Annotated in this window: 29 protein-coding genes; 21 read left to right on the top strand and 8 right to left on the bottom strand. The window is 73.2% G+C overall.

From position 1 onward, the window contains the following. Positions 1-53 precede the first annotated feature (53 nt). A complete protein-coding gene (locus AA0005_RS00370) occupies positions 54-959 on the top strand; it encodes a methyltransferase domain-containing protein (RefSeq protein WP_413451462.1) in 906 nt (301 codons plus the stop codon). Here the strand turns inward: AA0005_RS00370 and AA0005_RS00365 are convergent. Next, complete coding sequence (locus tag AA0005_RS00365; protein WP_413451461.1) at positions 956-1,507, bottom strand: hypothetical protein; 552 nt, start codon at positions 1,505-1,507, stop codon at positions 956-958. The genes AA0005_RS00370 and AA0005_RS00365 overlap by 4 nt on opposite strands. Before the next feature lie 108 nt (positions 1,508-1,615). Continuing rightward, positions 1,616-2,170: a TetR/AcrR family transcriptional regulator gene (locus AA0005_RS00360; protein ID WP_413451460.1), complete on the bottom strand. Its 555-nt coding sequence runs from the start codon at positions 2,168-2,170 to the stop codon at positions 1,616-1,618. Position 2,171: 1 nt separating this feature from the next. Between AA0005_RS00360 and AA0005_RS00355 the strand changes: the two genes are divergently transcribed. The 3 genes from AA0005_RS00355 to AA0005_RS00345 all read left to right on the top strand — a co-directional run bounded on the left by AA0005_RS00355 (position 2,172) and on the right by AA0005_RS00345 (position 4,060). Continuing rightward, positions 2,172-2,399 (top strand): hypothetical protein, encoded by a 228-nt coding sequence (locus AA0005_RS00355; RefSeq protein WP_413451459.1) that lies wholly within the window; start codon positions 2,172-2,174, stop codon positions 2,397-2,399. A 37-nt stretch (positions 2,400-2,436) separates the two neighbouring features. Next, a complete protein-coding gene (locus tag AA0005_RS00350; RefSeq protein ID WP_413451458.1) occupies positions 2,437-3,132 on the top strand; it encodes a ribonuclease H family protein in 696 nt (231 codons plus the stop codon). A gap of 196 nt (positions 3,133-3,328) precedes the next feature. Then, complete coding sequence (locus AA0005_RS00345; protein ID WP_413451457.1) at positions 3,329-4,060, top strand: glycerophosphodiester phosphodiesterase; 732 nt, start codon at positions 3,329-3,331, stop codon at positions 4,058-4,060. A gap of 15 nt (positions 4,061-4,075) precedes the next feature. Here the strand turns inward: AA0005_RS00345 and map are convergent, their stop codons facing one another. Then, positions 4,076-4,849: a type I methionyl aminopeptidase gene (map, locus tag AA0005_RS00340; protein WP_413451456.1), complete on the bottom strand. Its 774-nt coding sequence runs from the start codon at positions 4,847-4,849 to the stop codon at positions 4,076-4,078. A 50-nt stretch (positions 4,850-4,899) separates the two neighbouring features. Between map and AA0005_RS00335 the strand changes: the two genes are divergently transcribed. After that, positions 4,900-6,324: an FGGY-family carbohydrate kinase gene (locus tag AA0005_RS00335; protein ID WP_413451455.1), complete on the top strand. Its 1,425-nt coding sequence runs from the start codon at positions 4,900-4,902 to the stop codon at positions 6,322-6,324. Here the strand turns inward: AA0005_RS00335 and flgN (AA0005_RS00330) are convergent. From flgN (AA0005_RS00330) to flgN (AA0005_RS00310), 5 genes are all read right to left on the bottom strand, one after another. Next, on the bottom strand, positions 6,321-6,827 hold the full coding sequence (gene flgN, locus AA0005_RS00330; protein ID WP_413451454.1) for a flagellar export chaperone FlgN: 507 nt from the start codon (positions 6,825-6,827) through the stop codon (positions 6,321-6,323). The genes AA0005_RS00335 and flgN (AA0005_RS00330) overlap by 4 nt on opposite strands. A gap of 147 nt (positions 6,828-6,974) precedes the next feature. Next, a complete protein-coding gene (locus tag AA0005_RS00325; RefSeq protein ID WP_413451453.1) occupies positions 6,975-7,367 on the bottom strand; it encodes a flagellar assembly protein FliW in 393 nt (130 codons plus the stop codon). Continuing rightward, the gene (locus AA0005_RS00320; protein WP_413451452.1) at positions 7,364-8,299 is read right to left on the bottom strand and encodes a flagellin; all 936 of its coding nucleotides are present in this window, start codon (positions 8,297-8,299) and stop codon (positions 7,364-7,366) included. Before AA0005_RS00320 ends, AA0005_RS00325 begins: the two co-directional genes overlap by 4 nt. Positions 8,300-8,315: 16 nt before the next feature. Next, positions 8,316-9,737: a flagellar hook-associated protein FlgK gene (gene flgK, locus AA0005_RS00315; RefSeq protein ID WP_413451451.1), complete on the bottom strand. Its 1,422-nt coding sequence runs from the start codon at positions 9,735-9,737 to the stop codon at positions 8,316-8,318. A 10-nt stretch (positions 9,738-9,747) separates the two neighbouring features. Beyond that, positions 9,748-10,227, bottom strand: coding sequence for a flagellar export chaperone FlgN (gene flgN / locus AA0005_RS00310; protein WP_413451450.1), 480 nt, complete (start codon positions 10,225-10,227; stop codon positions 9,748-9,750). Positions 10,228-10,624: 397 nt separating this feature from the next. Here flgN (AA0005_RS00310) and AA0005_RS00305 point away from each other — a divergent pair, with 397 nt between their 5' ends. From AA0005_RS00305 to AA0005_RS00230, 16 genes are all read left to right on the top strand, one after another. Continuing rightward, positions 10,625-11,464 (top strand): sigma-70 family RNA polymerase sigma factor, encoded by an 840-nt coding sequence (locus AA0005_RS00305; protein ID WP_413451449.1) that lies wholly within the window; start codon positions 10,625-10,627, stop codon positions 11,462-11,464. 68 nt (positions 11,465-11,532) lie between these two features. Next, positions 11,533-13,083 carry a glycosyltransferase family 2 protein gene (locus AA0005_RS00300; protein ID WP_413451448.1) on the top strand — a complete coding sequence of 517 codons (1,551 nt, stop codon included), beginning with the start codon at positions 11,533-11,535 and terminating at the stop codon, positions 13,081-13,083. A gap of 111 nt (positions 13,084-13,194) precedes the next feature. Further along, positions 13,195-14,013, top strand: a complete 819-nt coding sequence (locus tag AA0005_RS00295; protein ID WP_413451447.1) for a flagellin — start codon at positions 13,195-13,197, stop codon at positions 14,011-14,013. Between the two features lie 108 nt (positions 14,014-14,121). Further along, the gene (fliD, locus tag AA0005_RS00290) at positions 14,122-15,468 is read left to right on the top strand and encodes a flagellar filament capping protein FliD (protein ID WP_413451446.1); all 1,347 of its coding nucleotides are present in this window, start codon (positions 14,122-14,124) and stop codon (positions 15,466-15,468) included. A gap of 9 nt (positions 15,469-15,477) precedes the next feature. After that, positions 15,478-15,882 (top strand): flagellar export chaperone FliS, encoded by a 405-nt coding sequence (gene fliS, locus AA0005_RS00285; protein WP_413451445.1) that lies wholly within the window; start codon positions 15,478-15,480, stop codon positions 15,880-15,882. After that, on the top strand, positions 15,882-16,196 hold the full coding sequence (locus tag AA0005_RS00280; RefSeq protein ID WP_413451444.1) for a hypothetical protein: 315 nt from the start codon (positions 15,882-15,884) through the stop codon (positions 16,194-16,196). Before fliS ends, AA0005_RS00280 begins: the two co-directional genes overlap by 1 nt. 341 nt (positions 16,197-16,537) lie before the next feature. Further along, complete coding sequence (gene flgB, locus AA0005_RS00275) at positions 16,538-16,882, top strand: flagellar basal body rod protein FlgB (RefSeq protein WP_413451443.1); 345 nt, start codon at positions 16,538-16,540, stop codon at positions 16,880-16,882. Continuing rightward, positions 16,882-17,283, top strand: coding sequence for a flagellar basal body rod protein FlgC (locus AA0005_RS00270; protein WP_413451442.1), 402 nt, complete (start codon positions 16,882-16,884; stop codon positions 17,281-17,283). Before flgB ends, AA0005_RS00270 begins: the two co-directional genes overlap by 1 nt. After that, complete coding sequence (gene fliE, locus AA0005_RS00265) at positions 17,283-17,588, top strand: flagellar hook-basal body complex protein FliE (RefSeq protein WP_413451441.1); 306 nt, start codon at positions 17,283-17,285, stop codon at positions 17,586-17,588. The genes AA0005_RS00270 and fliE overlap by 1 nt, the downstream gene beginning before the upstream one ends. Continuing rightward, positions 17,588-19,144, top strand: a complete 1,557-nt coding sequence (gene fliF / locus AA0005_RS00260; RefSeq protein ID WP_413451440.1) for a flagellar basal-body MS-ring/collar protein FliF — start codon at positions 17,588-17,590, stop codon at positions 19,142-19,144. Before fliE ends, fliF begins: the two co-directional genes overlap by 1 nt. Next, positions 19,141-20,148: a flagellar motor switch protein FliG gene (fliG, locus tag AA0005_RS00255; protein WP_413451439.1), complete on the top strand. Its 1,008-nt coding sequence runs from the start codon at positions 19,141-19,143 to the stop codon at positions 20,146-20,148. The genes fliF and fliG overlap by 4 nt, the downstream gene beginning before the upstream one ends. After that, the gene (locus tag AA0005_RS00250) at positions 20,138-20,764 is read left to right on the top strand and encodes a FliH/SctL family protein (RefSeq protein ID WP_413451438.1); all 627 of its coding nucleotides are present in this window, start codon (positions 20,138-20,140) and stop codon (positions 20,762-20,764) included. Before fliG ends, AA0005_RS00250 begins: the two co-directional genes overlap by 11 nt. After that, a complete protein-coding gene (locus AA0005_RS00245) occupies positions 20,761-22,107 on the top strand; it encodes a FliI/YscN family ATPase (RefSeq protein ID WP_413451437.1) in 1,347 nt (448 codons plus the stop codon). Before AA0005_RS00250 ends, AA0005_RS00245 begins: the two co-directional genes overlap by 4 nt. Then, positions 22,104-22,532 (top strand): flagellar FliJ family protein, encoded by a 429-nt coding sequence (locus tag AA0005_RS00240; RefSeq protein WP_413451436.1) that lies wholly within the window; start codon positions 22,104-22,106, stop codon positions 22,530-22,532. Before AA0005_RS00245 ends, AA0005_RS00240 begins: the two co-directional genes overlap by 4 nt. After that, positions 22,529-23,152, top strand: a complete 624-nt coding sequence (locus tag AA0005_RS00235; protein ID WP_413451435.1) for a C40 family peptidase — start codon at positions 22,529-22,531, stop codon at positions 23,150-23,152. Before AA0005_RS00240 ends, AA0005_RS00235 begins: the two co-directional genes overlap by 4 nt. After that, complete coding sequence (locus AA0005_RS00230) at positions 23,152-24,399, top strand: flagellar hook-length control protein FliK (protein ID WP_413451434.1); 1,248 nt, start codon at positions 23,152-23,154, stop codon at positions 24,397-24,399. The genes AA0005_RS00235 and AA0005_RS00230 overlap by 1 nt, the downstream gene beginning before the upstream one ends. The last annotated feature ends 7 nt before the right edge of the window (positions 24,400-24,406 follow it).

The raw sequence follows: 24,406 nt of genomic DNA, 5'->3' as shown, positions 1-24,406 counted from the left end.
CGCCTCCGGGGCCCTTGTCAGCCCGCTCGGGGCATCGCCTCTAGGATCGCCTGATGCTCGACGAGAGGCGGTCGCCGACCCAGGGAAGCCTGACGGTCGCCGTTCCCACCCGCCTGGACGCCACCCACGACGACGACGTCTACCTCGCGCGGATGGCCTCCGCCGCGGACGACAAGGCGCGGCTGCTGGAGCTGGCGGACACCTCCGGGCTCGTCGTCGACGTCGGGTGTGCCGACGGCGGCCTGCTCCGGGCAGCGCGGACCGCCGGCATCTGCGACGCCGTCGGGATCGAACCGGTCGCCTCGCTCGTCGCCCGGTGCCACGAGGCGGATCTCGACGTGCGCCAGGGCTTCGCCTCCCAGGTGCACGAGATCGTCGGGGAGGGGGCGGCGTCCGCCGTCGTCGCGTCCTCGGTGCTGCACGAGGTCTTCTCCTACGGCAACGAGGTCCCCGCCGTCGGGCGGCTCGAGTCGGTGGACGAGGCGCTCGCGTCCTTTGAGCGGGCGCTGCGGCCCGGCGGCACGCTCGTCGTCCGCGACGGCGTCATGCCCGACGGCCACGACGTCCCGGAGGTCGTCACGGTGGCCGACGATGCCGACGTCGAGCGCTTCCTGGCCCACTCCCCGTTCATCGACCCTCGCGGGGACCGGGTCGTGCGGCTCGAGCGGATCGGCGAGCGCACGTGGGTGGGGGACCGGTCCAGCGTCATGGAGCTCGCCCTCACGCTGAACTGGGGGCCGGTCTCCTTCGAGCGGGAGGTCGCCGAGTGGTACGGCGTCCACACCCTGGCGGCGTACCCGTGGGTGGCCGCGCGCCACGGCTTCGAGCTCGTCTCCGCGAGGGCGTACACGCAGGAGGGGTACCGCGCCGGCGTCGCGGCCTACGTGAGCTTCACCAGCGGCTGGTTCCCCTGTACCAACGCCGTGTGGGTGTACCGGCGGGTCTCATCGGGCTCCTAGAAGTCGAAGCAGTAGCCGGCGATGGCGTTGACCGTGGTCTCGGTGTCCGCGGCGGCCTGCTGTGCGTCAGTGATGTCCTGAGCGCTGGCGGACCGCGTCAGCGTGTCGGACAACGACTCGAGGTGCCCGCGGACCTCGGCGGGGGCCGTCGCGGCGTACTCGTCGATCTTGGCGGACGTGGTCGACAGGACCTCGAGCGCCTCCTCGGGGTTCGTCACGGCGTTGCCGTTGAGCATGAGGTTCATGACGCTGTCCTCGCGGTCCCCGAACATGGCGTCACAGGTGGCCTCGTCGGCGCCCTCGGCGTACTCGACGGCGCCGAGCATGTCCCGGGCCTTGTCGGCCTCCTTCTCGCTCAACGGGCCGATGTCGCTCGAGGGCTCCTCCGTGGGCGGCGCGGTCGTCGCGTCCTCGGAGGGCTCGGGCTGGGCCTGGGTGGTGCTGGTGCTGGGCTCCGGCGCGGCGTCCTCGTCGCCGGAGCTGCAGCCGGCGAGGAGGAGGGTGAGGGCGGCGGTCAGGGCGGCGATGCGGCGCGTGGTGGTGAGCATGGGTCCCGTCGCTGGTCGAGGAGCACCGTCCGTGGTGCGCGTGTGCGGACCTCGATGCTACGTCCCGCCCCAGGTGCCGAGGCAAGGACCGTGAGCTGACCGCGTCGCTCAGGCTGAGTCGCGGACGATTCCTGGGACGACGAGCTCGGCCCAGCGCAGCCGGGCCGCCTCGGACTCCTCGGTAGGCATGGTCGACATCAGCAGGTAGATGTCGGCCGTGGTGGTGCCCGGGCGGATCTCGCCGGCTGCGGTCCCGAGCTCGAGGAGCCGGCTCAGCGCCTCGTCCAGGGCGCCGAGCGCCTCACCGGCGTCCGTCAGGTCCAGGGAGCGCGCCGTCTCCTTGAGGATGCGGCTGTCCGCCTGGGAGTGGACCGACGCGCGCAGGAGCTCGCGCACCTCCTCGGCGGCGGACGCGCCGTCGGCCACGCGGGTGGCGGCGGCCCGCAGCTCGTCGGTGAGCGTCACCAGGTGCTGCTCGAGGGTGGCGGCGACGAGGTCCGCCTTGGTGGGAAAGTGCCGGTAGAGCGTCCCGACGGCGACGCCCGCGGCGCGGGCGATCTCGCCCATCGACACCTCGGGCCCGACGGCGGTCAGCTGGGCGTGCGCGGTCTCGAGGATGCGGGTGCGGTTGCGGACCGCGTCGCTGCGCTGCTGCTTGCTCATCGTGCCTCTTCCGCTCGCCGGCGCGGGCGTCCGACCGGTCGAGGCCGACTCGCTCACGCCCCCGGAGGTCGTGGTCGACACGGTGGTCAGGGCGGCGACGGCGTCGCGCCTGCGCACCCGCTACGCCGTCGGGAGCGGGGCACGGGCCACGATCCTCGCCCGGCGCCTGCTACCCGACCGCGCCTACGACGCCCTCCTCGCGCGGGTGGTGGGCGTCGCCCGTCGGTGAGGGAGGATGGAGGGCCGCCAACCGAAGGGACTCATCCGTGGCCGCATGGTCGACACAGACACAGCTGGGCAAGCAGGTCGGGCTCGACGCCCGGCAGGTGGGGACGCGGCTCACCGAGCTCGGGCTCAAGTCCGGCTCGACGGCCACCGAGGCCGCCGTGTCCCAGGGCCTGGCGAAGAAGACGACCATGCGCGACGGCACGGAGTTCTACGTCTGGTCCACCGCGGAGGTTCTCGCCCTCCTCGGCGGCCCGCGCGAGACGGCGCCGACCGCACGGCCGGCGTCGAAGGACCACTCCGCCTTCGACCACGTCTACGCCACCGACGGCTCGGCCATCCGCAACCCGGGCCCCACCGGGTGGGCGTGGGTCAACCAGCGCACCGGGGAGACCGGCTCCGGTGGGCTGAGCCAGGGGACGAACAACATCGGCGAGCTGCTCGCCCTGCGCTACGCCCTCGAGCACGCCGGCCCGGACGGTGACCTCCTCGTGCGCGCCGACTCGCAGTACGTCATCAACATCGCGACGACCTGGGGGCGCGGCTGGCAGCGGCGCGGCTGGAAGAAGGCCGACGGCAAGGTGCCCGAGAACCTCGAGATCGTCCAGACGATCCTCGCGCTCCTCGACGCGCGCACCGGCCGCACGGAGCTCGAGTGGGTCAAGGGCCACGCCGGCGACACCTACAACGAGATCGTCGACCAGCTCGCCAACGCCGCGGCCCGCGCGGCGGGCTGAGGCCGCCCGCGACAACGCTCTGGAGCGGCGCCGATGAACGGCGTATGAACTCTTGCGGACGAGTTCGTGAGCCCGGGCGGAGGGCGGCGCTCGCCGCCCAGTCGGCCGGTAGCGTCACCGGTGTGCTCGAGGTCGTCGAGCTCAGACCGGGACCTCCCCGCAAGCCCGGGCCCACGAGCAGAACGAGGAGTCACCTGTGATCGTCGTCGGACACCGCGGCAACTCCGCCGCCGCACCGGAGAACACCCTCGCATCGATCGCCTCCGCCGTGGCCTGCGGGGCGGGCGGCGTGGAGATCGACGTCCAGCTCAGCCTCGACGGTGTGCCCGTCGTCATCCACGACGACACCCTCGACCGGACGACCGACGGCTCGGGCCCGGTCTCGGCCACCCGCAGCGAGGAGATCACCTCCCTGGACGCGGGCTCGTGGTTCGGCCCGCAGTACGCGGGCGAACCCGTGCCCCTGCTCGCCGACGTGCTCGACCTTCTCGTCGCGGCCGATCACGTCCAGCTCCTCCTCGAGCTCAAGAGCGCCTGGGGTGCCGACGACGTCCGTCGGGTCACCGAGGCCGTCGAGGACCGCGAGCTGGGGCGGCGGGTGGTGCCGCAGAGCTTCTCGGTCGCGACGGTGGCGGCGCTCGCGAGCGTCAGCCCGGGACTGCCGCGCGGACTGCTCGTCACCGAGCTGGACGACGGCGTGCTCGACCTGTGCCGTGACCTCGGGGCGAGCGCCTGCAACCCGCACGGGGCGGCGCTGCTCGCGCGCCCGGAGCTCCTCGCGCGGGCGCATGACGCGGGCCTGACGGTCACGCCGTGGACGCTCAACGAGCCCGAGCACTGGGCTGCGGCCCGGGAGCTGGGGGTCGACGGCGTCACCACCGACCGCCCCGCCGAGCTCGTCGCCTGGGCCACCGCCCCTGCCGCCTGAGGGGGCGGCGGGCGGTCAGTCGGTGGAACGTGCCGTGAGCACGAGCGGACCGTCCTCGGTGACGGCGACGGTGTGCTCGCTGTGCGCGCCACGTGAGCCGTCGGTGCTGCGCAGCGTCCAGCCGTCGGGGTCGGTGAGGAGCTCGTCGGTCCCGGCCATGAACCACGGCTCGATCGCGACGACGAGACCGGGGCGCAGGCGCAGGCCGCGCCCGGCCCGGCCGTCGTTGGCGATGTGCGGCTCCCCGTGCATGGTGCGGCCCACGCCGTGGCCGCCGAACTGCGTGTTGACGCGGTAGCCGTAGTCGGCGGCGACGGCGCCGATCGCCGCGGAGATGTCACCGATCTTGTTGTCGACGACGGCGGCCGCGATCCCCGCCTCGAGCGCGACCTGCGTCGCCTCGATGATCCGCAGGTCCTCCGGACGTGGCTCACCGACCACGACACTGAGCGCGGAGTCGGCCACCCAGCCGTCGACGCTCGCGGCGAAGTCGACCGACAGCAGGTCCCCGTCACGCAGGCGGTAGTCGTGCGGCAGCCCGTGGAGCACGGCGTCGTTGACGGAGGTGCACAGGACGTAGCCGAAGGGCCGCGCGCCGAAGGAGGGGTGGTAGTCGATGTAGCAGGACTCCGCGCCCTCCTTGCGGATCATCTCGTGCGCGAGGGCGTCGAGGTCGAGCAGGTTGACGCCGACGTCCGCGCGGCGGCGCAGCTCCTCGAGCACCGAGGCGACGAAACGGCCGGCCGGGCGCATGGCCTCGACCTCGGACGGGGTCTTGAGCTCGATCACCGCCTCAGCGTACGTCCCGTGCCGCGCCCGGTCCGGTGCAGACTGGGCGGATGCGCTTCCTGGGGCTGGACGTCGGGACGACGAACCTCAAGGCCGTCGTCGTCGAGGTCCGCGGGGGCCGCGCCACCGCCGTCGCGCACGCCGCCGCTCCCACGCCGGCGGGCGGGCTCGCGCTCCAGCAGGCCGCCGCCCGGCTCGTCGCCGAGGTGGGGGCCGACGTGTCCGCCGTCGGGATCGCGTCGATGGCCGAGACGGGCGTCCCGCTCGACGACGACGGCATCCCGTTGGGCGACCTCGTGCGCTGGGACCCCTCGCGGGCTGCTCGTCACGCCGCCTCCCTGGCAGCGACCCACGGCGCCGACGCGCTCTTCGGCGCCACGGGGGTCCGCCCCAGCGGCAAGGTGCCCCTCGCCGTGTGGGCGCAGCTGCGCGAGGAGGAGCCGGACCGCTGGGCCGCGATGGCGCGCTGGGCGGGCGCCGCCGACCTCCTCGCGCTCGCCCTCACCGGCCGGCTGCGCACCGACCACACGCTGGCCGGCCGCACGATGGCCTACCGGCTCCCCGCGCCCGGGGACCCGGTGCCCCGCGCCTTCGACGCGGACCTGCTCGGCGCCGTCGGCCTGCGCCCCGAGCAGCTCCCGGAGGTCGTCACCCCCGGCACCGTCGCGGGGCACGTCGGCCGGGAGGGGGCGTGGGGACTGCGCCCGGGCACGCCGGTCGTCCTCGCCGGGCACGACCACCCGGTCGGCGCCTGGGCGGCGGGGGTCCGCGAGCCGGGGGACGTCGCGGACAGCGTCGGGACCGCGGAGTCGGTCGTCCGGGTGCTCGGGCACCGGCCCGACCCCTGTGCCGTGGCCGCCGCCGGCATGAGCCTCGTGCGGACGGTCGAGGGCCGGCGCGAGGCGCTGGTCGCCGGCTCGTCGAGCGCGGGCGCCACGCTCGCGTGGTGGGCCGAGCGCGTCGGGGGCTTCGCGGTGCTCGCCCCGCAGCTCGAGGCGGCCGCCACCCGCCGGCGCTCGACAAGTGCACCGCTGCTCCTGCCCTACCTGCACGGGCGCCAGTCGCCGCGTCCGGGCCTCGCGGCGCGCACCGTCGTCGTCGGTCACGGACCCGAACACGACGACGTCGACCTCGCCGCCGCCGTCGTCGACGGTCTCGCGCTCCAGGCCCGCTGGATGCTCACCGCCCAGGCGGCGCTCGCGGGGGCCGACCCGGCCGCCGGTGAGGTCCACGTGCTCGGCTCGGCGGCCGAGCCGGGCTCGGCCTGGCTGCGGGCGAAGGCGGCAGCGGGGCCCGCCGCGCTGCGGGCGGTCACGGAGCGGGAGCCGGTGGCCGTGGGGGCGGCGATGCTCGCCGCTCACCGGACCCGGCTGGCCGAGGTGCGCCCGTTGGACTCCGCGCCGGTGGGCGAGGGCGCTGAGCCGGTCTACGACGTGCTGTACGAGCGCTTCGTCGCCGCGGCGCAGGGAGCCTAGGCGAGGAACGCGAGCAACTCCTGCGGCAGGACGCCGCTGCGCGAGTCCGCGGCCTGCCGGCCGAGCCGTTCGAGCTCGAGCTCGATGACCGCGTCGGTGAGCCCGGCGTCCGCGTCGGCGAAGGTCTCCATGCCGGCCGCGCCCACGTCGGCCGCGGCGGGGCGCTTGTCGTCGCCCAGCCGGACGATCGAGTCGACGAGCTCACGCATCGCGGTGTGGTGCTCGCGGAAGATCTCGCCCCACGGCATGGGGGCCAGCTCGGCGACCGCGCGCAGCGTCGCGGTACCCGGCAGGCCGAGAACCTGGGTGGCCGCCGCCGACTCCGCGGCGCGTGCCAGGTCCGCCTGGCGGAGCTGCTCGAGCGCAGCCTCGACCTCCCGGCCCGCGAGCGGCAGACGGCTGGTCCGGCCGGTCTCGACGAGGGCGCGCTCGGTCTCCAGGCGGTGCAGCAGCACCTCGAGCAGGTCGCGCTCATGCCAGAGAAAGTCGGAAAGCGCGCGCATGGTCACGCCCTTCTGCGGTCGAGGAGAGCGCCACGCCACGGGGGTGGGCGGTGCTCGGGAGGAGGCGGGGACTCCGGTGTGTCAGAGACTAGCCGCCACCACTGACGCCGTCCCTTCGGACAGCGCGTCCCGGACGCCCGCCGGGCGCTACCGGGGGAGCGGTGCGCGCAGCGGCTGGTCGCTGTTCTCCAGGATCGTCTGCAGCGCGGCCCCGGTCTCGAGGTCGACGAGCACCGGCGCCAGGAGGTTGGCGGTCGGCGCCTCGCCCTCACCGGGACGGACGACGACGAGGACGGCCGGGTCGCTCGTCCCGAGCTCCGCGAGCACCTCCTCGGACACGCGGGGGGCGTAGTCCGGGAAGAAGGGACGCGGGTCGAGGAGGAAGAGGCGCACGCCGTCGGCGTCCACCGCCCGCAGGGAGTACAGCTCGTCCGTGACGGCGCTGAGCGCGAACTCGGTGAGCGGGCTCAGGCCCGGGGGCGGGGTGACGAAGTGGAGCGCGGACTCGGTGGTCACAGCGGTCATGGTCAGCTCGCTCATCGCAGGAAGTCCAGCAGGCTGGGCTGCAGCACCCGGGAGGTGGCCCCGAGTGCGGCCTGGTAGCCGACCTCCTGGAGCTGGATGTCGACGATCGTCTCGGCGAGGTCGGCGTCCTCCACGGAGGACAGCTGGTTCGTCAGCGTGATCTTGCGGGTGTCCAGCGCCTCCTGCGCCTGCATGACCTGCTTGTGGCGGGTGCCGACGCTGCCGACCTCGCTGAGGAAGGCGTTCATCCGGGAGTCGATCTCGGTGAGGTACTTCCCGACGTCCGGGTCGCCCGCCTCGACCTTGTCGGCGACGTGACGTAGGAGGCTGAAGACCGACATTCCTACCGGCTCCCCGTCGGCGCCGAGCACCAGGTCACCGTTGGCGTCGACGACGTCGACCCCGAAGACGTCGGACCCGGTCGAGTCGACCCGTACCTTGACGGTGTCAGACACCTGTCGCAGCACCGGGGTGCCCGCGTTCTCGGCATACGTGAACGTGCCCGCGTCGGTGCGGCTGTACGCCGCGCCAGTCGAGCTGCCGGCGAAGACGGAACGGCCGAGGTAGGTCGTGTTGGCCGTCTCGAAGAGGCTGTCGGCCGTGGCGCGCAGCTCGGAGGCGATCGCGGACAGCGACATCTGGCCCTGGGAGCCGGTGTTGGAACCCTGGACGGTGAGGTTGCGGGCGTTGCGCAGGCTCGTGAGGGCGTCGCCGAGGGCGCTGTCGATCGTGGTGAGCCAGCTGTTGCCGTCGGCGGCGTTACGGGCCTGCTGCGCCGTCGCGCGCTGGTCCGAGCGCAGCCGCATGGCGTCGACGGTGCCGGCCGGGTCGTCGGAGGGCTTGGTGATGACCTTGCCGGTCGTCAGGCGCTCCTGGAGGCGGGCCATCTCGGAAAGGTTGGACTGGAGCTGGTTGAGGGACGCCCGCTGGAGCCCCTGCTGTGTCACGCGGCCGATCATCGGACTACCTTCCCACCACGCCGGTACGGTTGATCAGGGTGTCGAGCATCTCGTCGATGGTCGTCATGACGCGTGCGGCCGCCTCGTAGGCCCGCTGGTACATGACGAGGTTGACGCTCTCCTCGTCGAGGTCGACGGCGGTCTGCGAGAGCAGCTGGGACTCCGCGGACATCCGCGTGGTCTCGGCCGCCTGCGCGCGACGGGTCGCCGCGCGGCTGTTGACACCGACCTCGGTGACGGCACTGGCCCAGTGGTCGCGGGCGCCTCCCAGCTCGGAGATCTTGGCGGCGAGCGATCCGTCGACCTGGTTGGCCTTGCCGGTGATGATCTGGTCGGTGTGGGTGAGGGCGACACTGAGTCCGACTGCGGCGGGCGTCGTGCCGCCTGCGAGAGCGAAGAAGTCGCGGGTGGTCCCGTCCGCCGCCGCCTCCGAGGAGTGGAGCCCGTTGACCTCGGCCGCGAGCGTGGTGGCCAGCTCGTTGTAGGTCGTCGCCATGTCGACGATCGGCCCGTCCGGGGCGGCGGCCTCGAGGAGTCCGGCGATCCGGCCACCGGTGGCGCCGGCGGGGTGGCCGGAGTCGGCCCACACGAGACGTGCGGGGCCGCTCTGGGCGTCCCAGCCGCCGGCCGGCTCGGCACCGGAGGCGGCGAGGGTGGCGAGGGTCTGGCTGCCGTGGACGGCGACGGCGTAGGAGCGGTCACCGCGCACGAGCGCGTTCCCGCCGAGCATGACGTCGACGCTCCCGTCCGGGCGCTCCCGCACCTCGCCACCGACGAGGGCGGCGAGGCCGTTGAGGAGGACGCCGCGCTGGTCGATCAGCGTGTTCGGGTTGTCACCGGCCACCTGCGCGTCGCGGATCCGGCCGTTGAGGTCGGCGACGGCGATGGCGGTCGTGTTGATGTCGTCGGCCAGGGCGTTCGTCTGCTCGCGGGTGCTGTTCCACTGCGTCTCCACGGCGCGGTAGCCGTTGGCGATCGAGCTCGCGAGCGAGGCCGCGTTGCCGAGCAGCACGGACTTCGCGGCGGCGTCGTCGGGACGGTTGCCGACGTCCTCCCACGAGGTGAAGAAGGTGTCGAGGCTCGAGGCGAGGCCGTTCTCGCCGGGTTCCTTGAGGGTGGTCTCGATGAGCTTCCAGCTGCCGGCGACCGCCTCGAGGCGGGAGCCGGACGCGGTCTGGGTGCGCAGCTGGTTCTCGAGGAAGATGTCACCGAGCCGGTCGATCGAGGTGACCCGGACGCCGGACGCGGGGGCGCTGTCGGTCGCGAACATCGTCAGGCGCGTCCCGGCGATGGCCTCCATGCCCACGCGCTGGCGGGTGTAGCCGAGCGTGTTGACGTTGGAGATGTTCTGGCCGGTCACCTCGAGCGCCATGCGCTGGGCGGTGAGGGCGGTGAAGGCGCCGTTGAGCGCGGAGAAGGAGCTCATGAGTGACCTCTCACAGGGACTTGTCGACGAGGTGGGCAGCGGCCATTCCGCGCGTGGTGCCACCGCGCTCGTTGTAGACGTCCACGCTCTCGTGCAGGGACATGAGGGTCTCCTGGGTCGCGTGGTGGGTGGCCATGAGGAAGTCGCGGTTGGTCTCGGTGACCGTGGCGATCTCGGTGGTGAGGGTGAGGAAGGCGCGTCGGTGCTCGTGGAGCATTCCGTCCCACGGCGCCGGGGCGGCGGTGGCGATGTCGAGCAGGCTCGCCCCGTCGTCGAGGCCGAGTGCCTCCGTGACAAGGGCGATCTCGGCCGCGCGGGCCAGCTCGGCGGTGCGGACGCGGCCCAGCACCTCGTCGACCTCGCGGACGGCGACGGGCAGGAGCTCGGTGCGCCCGGCGGAGAGCAGGAGGTGCTCGACCTCGAGCCGGTAGTGCAGCAGCTCGAGGAGGTCGCGCTCCCGCCACAGGAGGTCGGAGAGGGCACGGAGCATCGTCACTTCTCCGTTCGGGGCCATTGCGTTCACCATCACGGCTCAGTTCATCGGCAGCCCGCCCGGGACTATGAGGAGTGCACGTCGAGATCGTCCTTCGGTGCGCACCTCCTTCCTTCGGATGAGTCTTGAGCAAGCGTTGCCCGCACCACGCACGCGAGACCTCTGACCCACCCCTGCGTCGATGAAGCAGTTCACTAACGATTCAAGCAAGCCGATGTGAACCACATCACACATCGGACGCCTTGTACTTTCGGAGGAGGGCCCGCCATGCTGGCCGTGGTCGTCACCTGTCGGGGCAATCTCTCACCGAGATCGGCAGGGTCAACCACTTCAATCGATCACATCTGAGGGTGCTCTCGCGTTTGACGCGGGGTCCCCACCTGGGGGTACGACCATGGCGCTGGAGCGTCGCGAGCAGGACGAACTCATCGAGCAGCACCTCTCGCTCGTGGGTTACCACGTAAGTGAGATGATTCGCCGGGTGCCCACGCACGTGCAGCGGGATGAGCTCGCTGCCGCCGGGTCGCTGGCACTGGTGCAGGCCGCCCGAGGCTTCAACGCCGAGCTCGGGGTGCCCTTCGCGCGCTACGCCTCGACCCGCATCCGCGGCGCCATCCTCGACGAGCTGCGCGGCATGGACTGGGCCTCCCGCGGCATCCGGCAGCGCGCCCGCCGTCTGGCGGAGCTGACCGAGCGGCTGACCGCCGACCTCGGCCGCGCCCCGCGGCCCGACGAGCTCGCCCAGGCGATGGGCGTCGGCGTGGAGGAGCTGCGGTCCATCCGCGACGACGCGCAGCGCCGGGTCGTCTCCCTGGACGCGGACGCCACGGACGTCTCGGGTGCCATCAGCGACAAGGCTCCGACTCCCGAGGAGCGCATCGTCGTCGACGAGCGCCTCCGTTACCTTCTTGCGGGCGTCGACGAGCTGCCCGAGAACCTTCGCGTCGTCGTGCGCGCGATCTTCTTCGAGGAGCGCCCCGTCGTCGAGGTCGCCGCCGAGCTCGGTGTCACCCAGTCCCGCATCAGCCAGCTGCGCACGCAGGCGCTGGGGATGCTGCGGGACGCGATGAACTCCGCGCTGGAGCCCGAACTCGCACCGGTCGCCTCCGCCACCCCGGGCGTCGCGGAGAAGCGCCGCCAGGCGTACTACGCCGCCGTGGCCGAGCGGGCCAGCGCGACGACGCTGAAGACGGTCGTCGACGTCACCGCGCCGGCGGTCCGCGAAGCCGTCTGACGGCTCAGAACCACGCGGGCCTGGTCGATAGGTCGGGGGAGACCTCCACCCGACCCGAGGAGACCCGCGTGGCTCGCCTGCCCGAACCGACCATCTCCGCCGTCCTCATCGTCAAGGACGAGGAGGACTACCTCGCGCGCTGCCTCGAGTCGGTGCGGTGGGTGGACGAGATCGTCGTCTACGACACCGGCTCCACCGACCGGACCGTCGAGATTGCCCGCGAGTTCACCGACGCGGTCATCGAGGGCTACTGGAACGACGACTTCGGTGACGCCCGGAACCGGGCCATCGCCCACGCGACGAGTGACTGGGTGCTCATCGTCGACGCCGACGAGACCTTCGAGGCGAACGCGCAGACCGTCCGCCGCCACCTCCGTGAGGCGCAGGCCAACTTCCTCACCGTGACGGTCGCGGCGAGGGTCGTCGCGCCCGGCGCCGCCGACACGCCGGTCGCCTCGATCCGGGTGTTCCGCCGCGCCGACGGGGCGTACGCCGGTGCTCTCCACGAGCAGGTGGTCAACCGTCCGGGCCGTCCGATGGTGATCCGCCCCCTTCCCGGCGCGTCCATCCGGCACGCCGGCTACTCGGAGGGGCCAGAGGCGATGGCCGAGCGTGCCCATCGCAACCTCGAGCTCGCCGAGCAGGAGGTCGCTGCTGCGCGAGCGAGCCGTGACGAGAGTCCGGCCGAGTACGCGGTCAAGCAGGCCAACCTGGCGCGCTCGCTGAGTGCCGTCGGCCGGGCCGACGAGGCGCTCGAGCTCGCCGAGGAGATCTACGACGGCGGGGCGCTCGCCGACATCGCCATGGAGCTCCTCGCTGGGTCGATGGCCCTGACGGCGGCACGCAAGAGCGGCCGGCCCGAGCTCGCCCGGACCTGGGTCGACCGGCTCGCGGCCGTGACGGGCAACCGGGTGTGGGCCGACGTCGTCCTCGTGCAGGTCGCTGCGACCGAGGGGTCACCCGAGCGCACCCTCGACGCCCTCGAGTGCATCCCGGCCACGATGGTCGACGCGCTCGGCCGCCGGGTGCGACGGGCCGACTACGCCCAGTACGAGGTGTGGGCGCTGTGGAAGCTGGGCCGCACCGCGGAGGCCCGAAGCGCGGCGGAACGTGCCGTTCGGGCGGGGGTGCTGCCCGGCGGCCCGCAGGAGCTCCTCACGTGGCTCGGGGACGAGGGTGTGCGTACCGTCGTCGGCGCCCTGCCGGACGACCTGTGGCGGGTGCTCGCCGTCGTGTGCACGCAGGAGCCCGGCCGGGACGGGCGCGCCGTCCTCGACGTGATGGCCCAGGTGCGGCCCGCCGACCTGGCCACTCTGCTGTGTGGCAGCAGGCTGACCTTTCCGCACGACCTCGCCGGCCTGGAGGAGGCGGCGACGTGGTCCGCCCGCCTGCGCGGCGCCGGCCTGGAGGAGTACTGCCCGCTCGTCGTCGCCGCGACGAACGCGGACGCGCCGGCGACCCAGCGGGCGCGCGCAGCAGCCCTCGCGCTCTACGCCTACGACGACTCCCGCGCGCTCCCGGCACTGGAGGCGGCCCTCGCGGGGGTCACTCCGGAGGAGGAGGCCGAGCTCGCGGCCGAGCTCGATGTGCTCGCTCCCGGGCTCGTCTCCCACGCCTGAGAATTTCCTCCTCGAAACTTCTCATCACCACGACGGGGCGACCGATGAGCACGGGTGAACGCCCATGGAAGGGCGATCTGAACACCACACTTCAGGAAGAAGAGGAACACCATGGCACTCTCCGTGCAGAACAACGTCTCTGCGATGAACGCGTACCGCAACCTGTCGAACACGCAGAACGACCTCAGCTCCTCCCTCGAGAAGCTGAGCAGCGGCTTCCGCATCAACCGCGCGGCCGACGACGCCGCGGGCCTGGCGATCTCGGAGGGCCTGCGCTCCCAGATCGGTGGCCTCAACGTCGCCGTCCGCAACGCCCAGGACGGCATCTCCGTCGTCCAGACCGCTGAGGGTGCGCTCACCGAGACGCACGCCATCCTCCAGCGGATGCGTGACCTGTCCGTCCAGGCCTCCAACACCGGCGCGCTCAGCGACACCGCCAAGACCAACATCCAGGCGGAGATCACCGAGCTCGCCGCTGGTCTCGACGACATCGCCGCGCAGACCCAGTTCAACGGCCGCGCCCTGCTCGACGGCACCTACACCGGCCAGACCTTCCAGGTCGGCGCCAACGCCGGCGAGGTCATCACGGTCAACATCGGCACCGCGATGAGCTCCACGGGCCTGGGCGTCAACGCCCTCGACGTCGTGACCAACGCCAGCACCGCCATCACGACGCTCGACACCGCGATCGACACGGTCTCCAAGGTCCGTGCCGAGCTCGGTGCGAAGCAGAACCGCCTCGACCACACCATCAACAACCTGCAGGTCTCGGTCGAGAACCTCACCGCGTCGGAGTCCCGCATCCGCGACACCGACATGGCCAACGAGATGGTCAGCTACACCAGCGCGAACATCCTCCAGCAGGCCGGCACCTCCATGCTGGCCCAGGCCAACCAGATGCCGCAGTCGATCCTCTCGCTGCTGCGCTGACCGCCGCCGGGCCTCGCCCGGTAGCACTGCACCACCGACCGGCGGCCCGCTCACTCCTGGGCGGGCCGCCGGCCGCATGTCCACCACACACGTACGGGAGGTCGCCGGATGACGATCGGTATCGACGGCATGGTCAGCGGTCTGGACACGAAGGCCGTCGTCGACAGCCTCGTGCGGATCCAGGTGAACCAGCAGGTCCTGCTCAAGAACAAGTCGACGGTCGCGTCCGCACTCGTCTCGGCGCTCCAGGGGCTCAACAGCAGGGTCGCCTCCCTCGCCACCGCGGCCACGAAGGTCGCCGACCCGGCGTCCTGGTCGGTCACCAAGGCCTCGTCCTCCTCCGACACCGTCACCGTCGCGGGCTCCGCGTCGGCCAAGGCCGGCACCGTCTCGCTCGAGGTCACCCAGCTCGCCTCCGGGCAGGTCTCGCTCCTCGACCCCACGGCGCTCGCGGGCACCTTCACGCTGAGCACCGGCGGACAGACCTACGACCTCACGCCGTCGTCCGCCAACCCCGAGGACGTCGCCGCCGCCATCAACAAGCTGAGCGACGAGACCGGCGTCAGCGCCACGCGCGTGCGCACCGGCGGCACCGACGCCAGCCCCACCTACAGCCTCCAGCTCACCGGGAAGACCGGTGCCGCCAACGGCTTCACCGTGCACGCCGGTACCGACACGTCCGTGCCCGCCCTCGCCTCCGCCGACAACGCCATCGCGACGGCGAAGGACGCGACCATCTCGATGTGGCCCGGCTCGGCCGGCAGCTACGAGCTGAGCAGCGCGACCAACGCTTTCACCGACGTCATCGAGGGCGTCGACGTCACCGTCAGCAAGGTCTCCACGGACCCCGTGACCGTCACCGTCACCACTGACGCCGAGGCCCAGCGCAAGCTCGCCGACGAGCTCGTGGCCAACGTGTCCGTCGTGCTGTCAGAGATCGCCTCCCGCACGCGGACGACGACGGAGACCGACGACTCCGGCAACACCGTCGTCACCGGTGGCATGTTCTCCGGCGACTCCGCCATCCGCTTCCTCACGAGCGACATCCAGGCGGCGATGACCAACCCGGTGAACGGGCGCTCCCCGGCCGCGGTCGGCATCAGCATGGACCGCTACGGCGCGATCACCCTCGACAAGGCCGCCTTCGACAAGGCGATGGCCGAGGACCCCAAGGCAGCGATGGAGATGATCCAGACCGTCGCGACGCGGGTCGGCGAGGTCGCGGAGCGAGCATCGGACAAGAACGAGGGCTCCCTCACCGGGAAGATCACCTCGCAGGAGTCGCTCGTCCGGGACCTCGGCACCCAGATCGCCAAGTGGGACGAGCGGCTCAGCACCCGCCGCGCCCAGCTCGTCGCGCAGTTCAGCGCGATGGAGGTGCGGCTCTCGCAGTTGAACTCCACGCAGAGCTGGCTGACCAACCAGATCGCCGGCCTCAACGCCAGCAAGCAGTAGGAGACGTCGATGAACCAGGCTGCCCTCCTCGCCAAGTTCCGCCGCGAGTCGCTGGCGACCGCCTCCCCGGCGCAGCTGCTCACCATGCTCTACGACCGGCTGCTCCTCGACCTCGACCGGGCGGTCGCCGCCCTCGAGTCCGGTGACCGCGCCGCCGCCAACGAGCAGCTCGGGCACGCCCAGCAGATCATCCACGAGCTGCGGTGCAGCCTCGACGTCACGGCCTGGGACGGCGCGCCCAAGCTCCTCGAGCTGTACAACTACCTCTACACCGAGCTCGTCGGCGCCAACGTCAACCGGGACGCCGCCCGAGTCGCCGCGTGCCGCGAGCTCGTGGCCCCGCTGCGCGACGCCTGGCACCAGGCCGCCGCGATGCCCGGCACCGGCGTCACCTCGACCGCGGCCGTCGGCTGATGGGCACGCCTGACGCCTTTCACGCCCGCTGGGAGGCCGCGCTCACCGAGCTGGAGCTCGACGTCGCCGAGACCGAGGCGATGCTCGCCGGTGACCACGTCACCCCGGCGCAGAGCCCGTGGGCCCCGCCCGCCGACCTCGGGCCGCTGCCCGAGCCGCTGCTCGAGCGGGCCCAGCAGCTCGCCACCCGGCAGGCCGAGGTGGCGCAGCGACTCAGCGAGGCGCTGGTCCTCAGCCGCCGCCAGGCGCGGCTGACGGAGGTCCTCAAAGCCGGTGGGCCGCGCCGGCCCGTCTACCTCGACGCCGCCGGCTGAGCGGACGTCGCACAAGGCACACGCCGCACACGACTGATACCGCACAAGACACCGTGTGTCCTCGGGCTCCTCGCGGAGGTCAAGGGCACACGGTGTCTCGTGCTTCGATCAGAATCACCGGCGGCTGGGTCCCGGGGGCAGCGGGCGTGCCGGCTGCCGGTGTCTGGGGGTGCTCCTAGTTACTCAGACATTCGCGAAAGCCTCAATGGGGAGAACTCCCCATCAACCCCTCACACGTCGGCAACTGGTGCCGATGAGGACAGGGTGAGCATGGACAGCTCGCCACCAGGCCACGGATTCGGCCGCACGTACCGCAGTTCTCGTGAGGGGTTAGACCCAACGTGTTCGATTCAGTGACCTCCGTGGCGATGAAGAGCGCGCTCGACGCGCTCTCCCTGCGCCAGCGCGTCATCGCCGACAACATCGCCAACGTCAACACCCCCGGCTTCCTCGCCGGGCGGGTGCAGTTCGAGGACGCGCTCGCCAACGCCGTCCGCACGGGCCGCGCCGACGGCTTCGAGGCGACGGTCGAGCGCTCCCTCGAGCCGACCCGGGAGAACGGCAACAACGTCAACCTCGACACGGAGACGCTGTCCAACATCGACGCGAACCTGCGCTACCAGGTGGCGACCCGCTCCGTCGACGGCGCCTTCAGCGCCATCCGTACGGCGATCAGGAGCGCGTGATGGGCACCTTCGACGCCATCGGCATCGCCTCGACCGGCATGACCGTTCACCGCAAGTGGCTGGACGCCGTCAGCGACAACCTCGCGAACGTCAACAACGCGTCCTCGACCGACGGCGCCGCCTTCCAGGCGCGCTACGTCGTCGCCACCGCGATGAGCTACGGCGAGCCCGCCGGCGCGCAGGTGGCCGGCATCGAGCTCGGCGACGCCGAGGGGCGCATGGTCCACGAGCCGAACCACCCCCTCGCCGACGAGGACGGGTACGTGCGCTACCCCGACATCGACATGTCCAGCCAGATGACCCAGCTCATCATGGCCCAGCGCGGCTACCAGGCCAGCGCAGCGGTCGTGGACCGAGCCCGGGAGAGCTACCAGTCCGCACTCCAGATCGGGAGAAGCTGATGCCCGCGATCGACGCCATCACCAGCGTGGCACCCACCGGCTACCTCGACGGCCTCGAGGCCGTGGACCCGGCCGCGAGCGACGGCAGCGCCTTCGGCGCCGCGCTCGCCTCGGCCGTCGACGGCGTCGCCCAGAAGCAGGAGGTCTCCTCCGACCTCGCGCTCAAGGCCGTCACCGGCGACCTCGACGACGTCCACGACTACACGATCGCCGCCACCGAGGCGGCCGTCGCCCTGGAGCTCACCGTGGCCCTGCGCAACAAGGCGGTTGACGCCTTCAACGAGATCATGCGGATGCAGGCCTGATGCCCGCGGCCGTCACCGGCGCCTTCGCGCGCCTGAAGAACTGGGTCGGGGAGTTCAGCCTCCCGCAGAAGACCCTCGCCCTCATCGGCATCGCCGCGGTCGTCCTCGGCATCGTCCTCGCCGCGTCCTGGGCCAACCGGCCCACGATGAGCCCGCTGTTCAGCGGCCTGTCCGGCGAGGACGCCGCCGCCGTCGTCGACCAGCTCACGGCCGCCGGCGTCACCTACGAGCTCACCGACGGCGGCAGCACGGTCCTCGTGCCCGCCGAGTCGGTCTACGACCAGCGGATCGCGCTCGCCGCCGAGGGCCTGCCCACCGAGGAGGGCGGCTACAGCCTGCTCGACGACATGGGCATGACGAGCTCGGACTTCCAGCAGCAGGTCAGCTACCAGCGCGCCCTCGAGGGTGAGCTCGCCAAGACAGTGCGCGCCCTCGACGGCGTCTCGAACGCCACCGTGCACCTCGCGCTGCCCGAGGAGAGCGTCTTCGCGGAGACCGCCGCCGAGCCCACCGCCTCCGTCTTCGTCCAGGCCGAGACCGGCAAGACCCTCGACTCCGCTGGCGTTCAGGCGGTCGTCAACCTCGTCTCCTCGGCCGTCGCGGGCATGGACCCGGCCAACGTCTCCGTCGTCGACGCCGAGGGCGCGGTCCTCACGACCGAGCCCGGAAGCGGCCCCGACGGCGCCACCGAGTACGAGGAGCGCGTCGCCGGCCAGGTGCAGGCGATGCTCAACCGCGTCGTCGGTGCCGGCAACGCCGTCGTCTCGGTCAGCGCCGAGCTCGGCCGCGACGCCACCCAGCGCACCTCCGAGACCTTCACCCCCGCCGAGGGTGCCCCGCCGCTGAGCGAGACGCGCAGCACCGAGGAGTACCAGGGCGGCGGCCAGGCCGTCGGCGGCGTGCTCGGCCCGGACAACATCGCCGTGCCCAACGGTGGCGAGGCGGGCCACTACACCCGCGAGGACGCGACCTCGAACAACGCGGTCAACAAGGTCACCGAGCACACGACCGTCAACCCCGGCGGGGTCACCCGCCAGTCCGTGTCCGTCGTCGTCGACTCCGTCGCCGCGGCCGGTGTGACCGTCGAGGAGCTCGAGGACATCGTCGCGGTCGCGGCCGGTGTCGACCTCGAGCGCGGCGACCAGGTCGCCGTCGCCCAGATGGCCTTCGACACCTCCACGGCGGACGCCGCCCAGCAGGCGCTGGAGGCCCAGGCCGAGGCGGAGGCCGAGGCCGCCGCCGCGGCCCAGCGGGACGCCCTCATCCGCTGGGGTCTCGTCGCCGTCGTCCTCCTCGCCGTCGTCATCGCCCTCGTGCGCCGCGCCCGCCGCAACCGCGAGCGGGAGGACATCGACCTCGGCGAGCTCGAGGTCATGCAGCTGCCGGAGCCCGAGCCGCTCGAGCCTGACACGAGCATGCTCGAGCCCGTCCCCGAGGTCCGCGCGATCGAGCCGGACGCCACGGAGACCGCCCGCATGGGCGTCGTCGCCATGGTCGACGAGGACCCCGCCGCGGTCGCGGACCGCCTGCGCCAGTGGATGGCGGTCAAGCAGTGAAGCTCACCAGCCCCCAGAAGGCCGCCGTCGTGCTCCTGCAGCTCGGCCACGAGCGCGCCACCCGCGTCATGTCCCTGCTCGACGAGCACGAGGTCGAGGAGATCTCCGCGGAGATCGCCCGCATGGAGACGGTCCCCTCCGACATCGCCGACCGGGTCCTCATCGAGTTCTACGACGAGGCCAACGGCGGCGCGCCGCCTGCCGGCCACGGCGGGCTCGACTACGCCCAGCGCCTCCTCGAGGACTCCCTCGGGGCCGAGCGGGCCGCCCTCGTCATGGGCCGGCTCACCACGCTGCTGGCCGGCCAGCCCTTCGACTTCCTCCAGCAGGCCGAGGCCCGGCAGGTGCTCTCGCTCATCAACGGCGAGCACCCGCAGACCATGGCCGTCGTCCTGGCCCACCTGCGCCCCGAGCGTGCCTCGGCGATCATGGCCGGCCTCCCGCCGGCCGAGCGCGCCGACGTCGCCATGCGCATCGCGACGATGGAGCAGGCCAGCCCCGAGGCCGTGATCATCATCGCCGAGGCCCTCCAGCGGCGAGCCGGCACCGTCCTCACCTCCGGTGAGACGACGACGGCGGTCGGTGGCGTCCAGCCCCTCGTCGAGATCCTCAACCGCGCCGACCCGAGCACCGAGAAGCAGATCCTCGAGGAGCTGGGCCAGCGCGACGAGGCCCTCGCCGAGCAGGTCCGCAGCCTCATGTTCACCTTTGAGGACGTCGTCCACCTCGACGACCGTGCCGTGCAGCTGGTCCTGCGCCAGACCGACACGGCCGCCCTCGCCCTCGCCCTCAAGGGTGCGACGGCGGACCTCACGGAGAAGATCAAGGCCAACCTCTCCGAGCGTGCCCGCGAGAACCTCCTCGAGGAGATGGACGTCGCCGGCGCGGTGCGCCTGTCCGAGGTCCACGACGCCCGCGGCGCGATCGTCAAGACGATCCGCACGCTCGAGGAGTCCGGCCAGATCGTCGTGCGCCGCGACGGGGAGGACGAGTATGTCTCGTGAGCCCAGCCCCGCAGGGCCCGTCTTCACCCCGCTCACCACGGTCCGCCCGGAGGCGGCGTCGGTCGCGGCCGGCTACTCCAGCGGTTACACCGCCGGCTGGTCGGCCGGCACCCGGGCCGCCGCCCAGGAGGCCGAGGCGCAGCGCCGCCTGGCCGCCGAGCAGCTCGCCGCCCGCGCCCAGCGTGCCGCGACCGCGGCCCAGGAGGCGCTCAACACCCTCGCCCGTGCCGCGGAGGCCGCCCGGCACCGCGCCGCGCCGGTCCTCGACGAGGCGGAGAGCGCGCTGACCCGCGCCGCTGTCGACCTCGCGGAGACCGTGCTCGGTACCGAGCTGCGCGACGGGGACGCCTCGGCCCACGCCGCCCTGCGCCGCGCGCTGTCGGTGCGCGACGAGGGCCTGGTCCGCATCCGGCTCCACCCGGCGGACCTCGTCCACCTCACCGAGACCCTCTCCGCGCTCCCGGCCGAGCTCCGTGTCCCCGAGGGCGTCGAGCTCGTCGCGGACCCGGAGCTGGGCCCCGGCGACGCCGTGAGCGAGCTGGAGGAGGGCTACCTCGACGCACGCATCGGCGCGGCAGTCGCGCGCGTCCGCGACGCCCTCGGGGTCGAGCAGTGACGGTCACGCTCGCGCCGCAGGCGCCCGTGCGGTCGACCGGCCGCTGGCAGAACGCACTCACCGTCGCCCAGCCGCAGCGCGTGGGCGTCGTGCGCTCCGTCGTCGGCCTGACGGTCGAGGTCACGGGCCTGCCCGTGGCCGTCGGCGACCTCGTCGACATCGACGCCGGCGGCTGGACCGTGGGCGCGGAGGTCGTCGGCCTGGGCCGCGACTCGAGCCGCTGCATGCCGCTCGGCCCCGTCGACGGCCTGCGCATCGGCGCCCCCGCGCGCTCCACCGGCCACCCGCTGACCATCGGTGTCGGCCAGGGGCTGCTCGGCCGCGTGGTCGACGGCCTCGGCCGGCCGATCGACGGCAAGGGCCCGCTCCTCGTCGACGACGCCGTCCCCGTGACCGCCCAGGCTCCCTCCGCCCTCGAGCGCGCGCGGGTCGACCAGCCGCTGTCGCTCGGCGTGCGTGTCCTCGACACGCTCGTCACCGTGGGCCGCGGCCAGCGCATGGGCCTGTTCGCCGGCTCGGGCGTGGGCAAGTCCTCGCTGCTGTCGATGGTCGCTCGCGGCACCGACGCGGCCGTCAACGTCATCGGACTCGTGGGGGAGCGTGGCCGCGAGGTGCGCGAGTTCCTCGAGGACGACCTCGGCCCCGAGGGGCTGGCGCGCTCCGTCGTCGTCGTCGCGACGTCCGATGAGCCGCCCGTGGTCCGCCTGCGCGCGGCCTTCACCGCCACCCGCATCGCCGAGTACTTCCGCGACCAGGGCACCGACGTCGTCCTCATGATGGACTCCCTCACCCGCGCGGCCATGGCCCAGCGTGAGATCGGCCTGTCCGTCGGCGAGCCGCCCGCCACCCGCGGCTACCCGCCCTCGACCTTCTCGATGCTCGCCCAGCTCCTCGAGCGGGCCGGCACCGGATCCACCGGTTCCGTCACGGGCATCTACACGGTCCTCGTCGACGGCGACGACCACAACGAGCCGATCGCCGACGCCGCCCGCTCGATCCTCGACGGCCACGTCGTCCTCGACCGCAAGCTCGCCGTCACCGGCCACTTCCCCAGCGTGGACGCCATCGCCTCCATCTCCCGTGTCGCCTCCCGGGTGACGACGGCGGAGCAGCGTGCGGCGGCTACCACCCTGCGCTCCGTGCTGGCCGCCCGCCGGCAGGCGCAGGACCTCATCGACGTCGGCGCCTACGTCGCCGGCTCCAACCCCAAGGTCGACGCGGCCGTCACGCACGCCGACGCCATCGACGCCTTCCTGCGCCAGGACGTCGCCGAGACGGTCGACACCGAGCAGTCCTGGGCCCACCTCAACGCGCTCGTCGCGGGAATGGGAGTGACGTCATGAAGCCGTTCCGGCTGCAGAACGTGGCGCGCCTGCGCCAGATGGAGGAGGACCGTGCCGCGGCCGCGCTCCTCCAGCGCCGCCAGTTCCGGCGCAACGCCGACAGCCGCACCGCGCAGGCCCTCGCCGCGCTCGACAGCTCCACGCTGCCCACCCAGACCGACGTGCTCAGCTGGCAGGCCGCCGTCGCGGCCCGCGCCGCGGCCAGCGCCGCGGCGGCCGAGGCCGCCACCATCGCCGAGCTCGCGCGCGCCGACGAGCAGGCCGCGCAGGGCGAGTGGTCCGCCGCCCGCCGCCGCACGACGACGATCGCCAAGCTCGCCGAGCGGCACCTCGTCGCCCAGCGCGCCGAGGAGAACCACGCCGAGCAGGTCGCGCTCGACGAGGTCGCCTCCCAGCGCGCCCGCTCGCAGGAGGCCGCCCGATGAGCATCGCCGCCGTCCAGGCCCGGATGGTCGAGCTGCAGAGCGCGATCACCGCCGTCAGCCAGCCCCCCACGCCCGCGCCCGCGAGCACTGCCACGTCCGCCACCGACTTCAGCGGTGTGCTGGCCACCGCGCTCGCCGGCGAGGCCACCACCGGCACCTCCTCCATCGCCTCCTCCGTCGCCGCTGCCCTCGGCGGGACGACGCCGGCGACGGCGACCCCGGCGGTGACTGCGGACACGCAGGGCACGGCGACCCCGGGTACCGGGGCCGCGCTCGTGGAGTCGGCCACGAAGTACCTCGGCGTGCCGTACGTCTGGGGCGGGGAGAGCCTGTCCGAGGGCGGCCTGGACTGCTCCGGGCTCGTCCAGCTCGCGATGAAGGACATCGGCGTGGACGTCCCGCGCGTGGCCCGTGACCAGATGAAGATCGGCACCGAGGTGCCCTCCCTCGACCAGGCCCAGCCCGGCGACCTCATCGTCACCCGCGGCGGCGGGCACATCGGCATCTACGCCGGTGGCAACAAGTGGATCCACGCCCCGTACCCCGGTGAGCAGGTCAAGCTCGCCGAGATGACGACGCCGCCCACGACCATCCGCCGCGTCCTTCCGACGGGAGCCTGATGAGCATCGTCATCCCCACCGCGCCCACGCCGGCCCCGGCGGCGACCTCGCGTCTCGCGGGCGGCCGCAGCGGCAGCGGGGACGCCTTCGCCGCCAGTCTCGCGGCTGCCACGGAGCCCGCGGAGGCCACCACGGACCCCGCGGCCGAGGGCACCGGCGAGAGCGCCGGCGAGAACGCCACCGAGACGGCTCCCGAGTCGGCCCTCGAGGCGCCCGCGCTGCCCGGCTGGCTGGTCGGTGCCGACCAGGACGCCCAGGCCACCGCGCAGCCTGCCGCCACCACCACGCCGCTGCCGGGAGCCGTCCCGGCACAGGGCGAGGCCGCTCCGGCCCTCACTGCCGCTGTTCCCGCTGCCGCCCCGGCGGCCGCGCCGGCGCCCGCCGCCGTGGCGCCCGGCGCCTCCGCTCCGGTCGCGCCGGCGGCCCCGCTGGGGACCACCCCGGCGGAGCTGCCGGTGGCCGGCACCTCCACGACGCCCATGGTTCCCACGGGGACCGGCGCGGGTGTGGAGACCACGGGTACCCCCGCCGGGGACGGCGCACCCGCGGGGACGGCTGTCCCCGCGGCCGCCGCCCCGTTGCCGACGAGGACCGCCGGTGTCCCGGCGGTGCCGGACGCCGGGCGGGTCCCGGCCGCGGGAACGGCACCGGCCGCCGTCCCCGAGGGCGCCACCCCGCCGAGCGCGGCACCTGCCGTGCCGGCCGCCCCGCCCGTCGACGCCGTCCGCCCCGCGCCCGAGAGCCCGACGCTCGCCGTCGAGGCGGCCGTCCGCGTGGACACCGCCCGCACGGAGAGCACCGGCCGCACCGAGCAGCCCGCTGCCCCGGCCCCCGCCGCACCCCAGCAGCCCCAGCCGCTCGGTACCCAGCTGGCCACCGCGCTGTCCCGACTGAAGACCGCGCCCGAGGGCCACCACGTGCTGCACGTGCGGGTGGACCCCGAGGACCTCGGCCCCGTCCGCGTGTCGGCGCACATCGGCACCGACGGCGTGCGCATCGAGCTCCACGGCATGACCGACGCCTCCCGGGACGCCCTCCGCGGCGCCTTGCAGGAGCTGCGCCGCGAGCTGGCCGCCACCGGGCTGCAGGCCGACCTCGACCTCGCGTCCGAGGGCCGGCGCGAGGGCAGGGCCGAGCGGCCGGTCCCCGTCCACAACGTCGAGCCGCGGGCGGCCGCCGCCCCGGCCACCCCCGAGACCACCCCGACCGCCTCCGTCCACCCCGGTGGACTCGACCTCCTCGCCTAGGGAGCCC

This window comes from Georgenia phoenicis, from assembly GCF_047302425.1.
Classification (GTDB): Bacteria; Actinomycetota; Actinomycetes; order Actinomycetales; family Actinomycetaceae; genus Oceanitalea.
The sequence above is the reverse complement of the archived record's forward strand: the minus strand, read 5'-3'. Positions and strand labels throughout refer to the sequence as shown.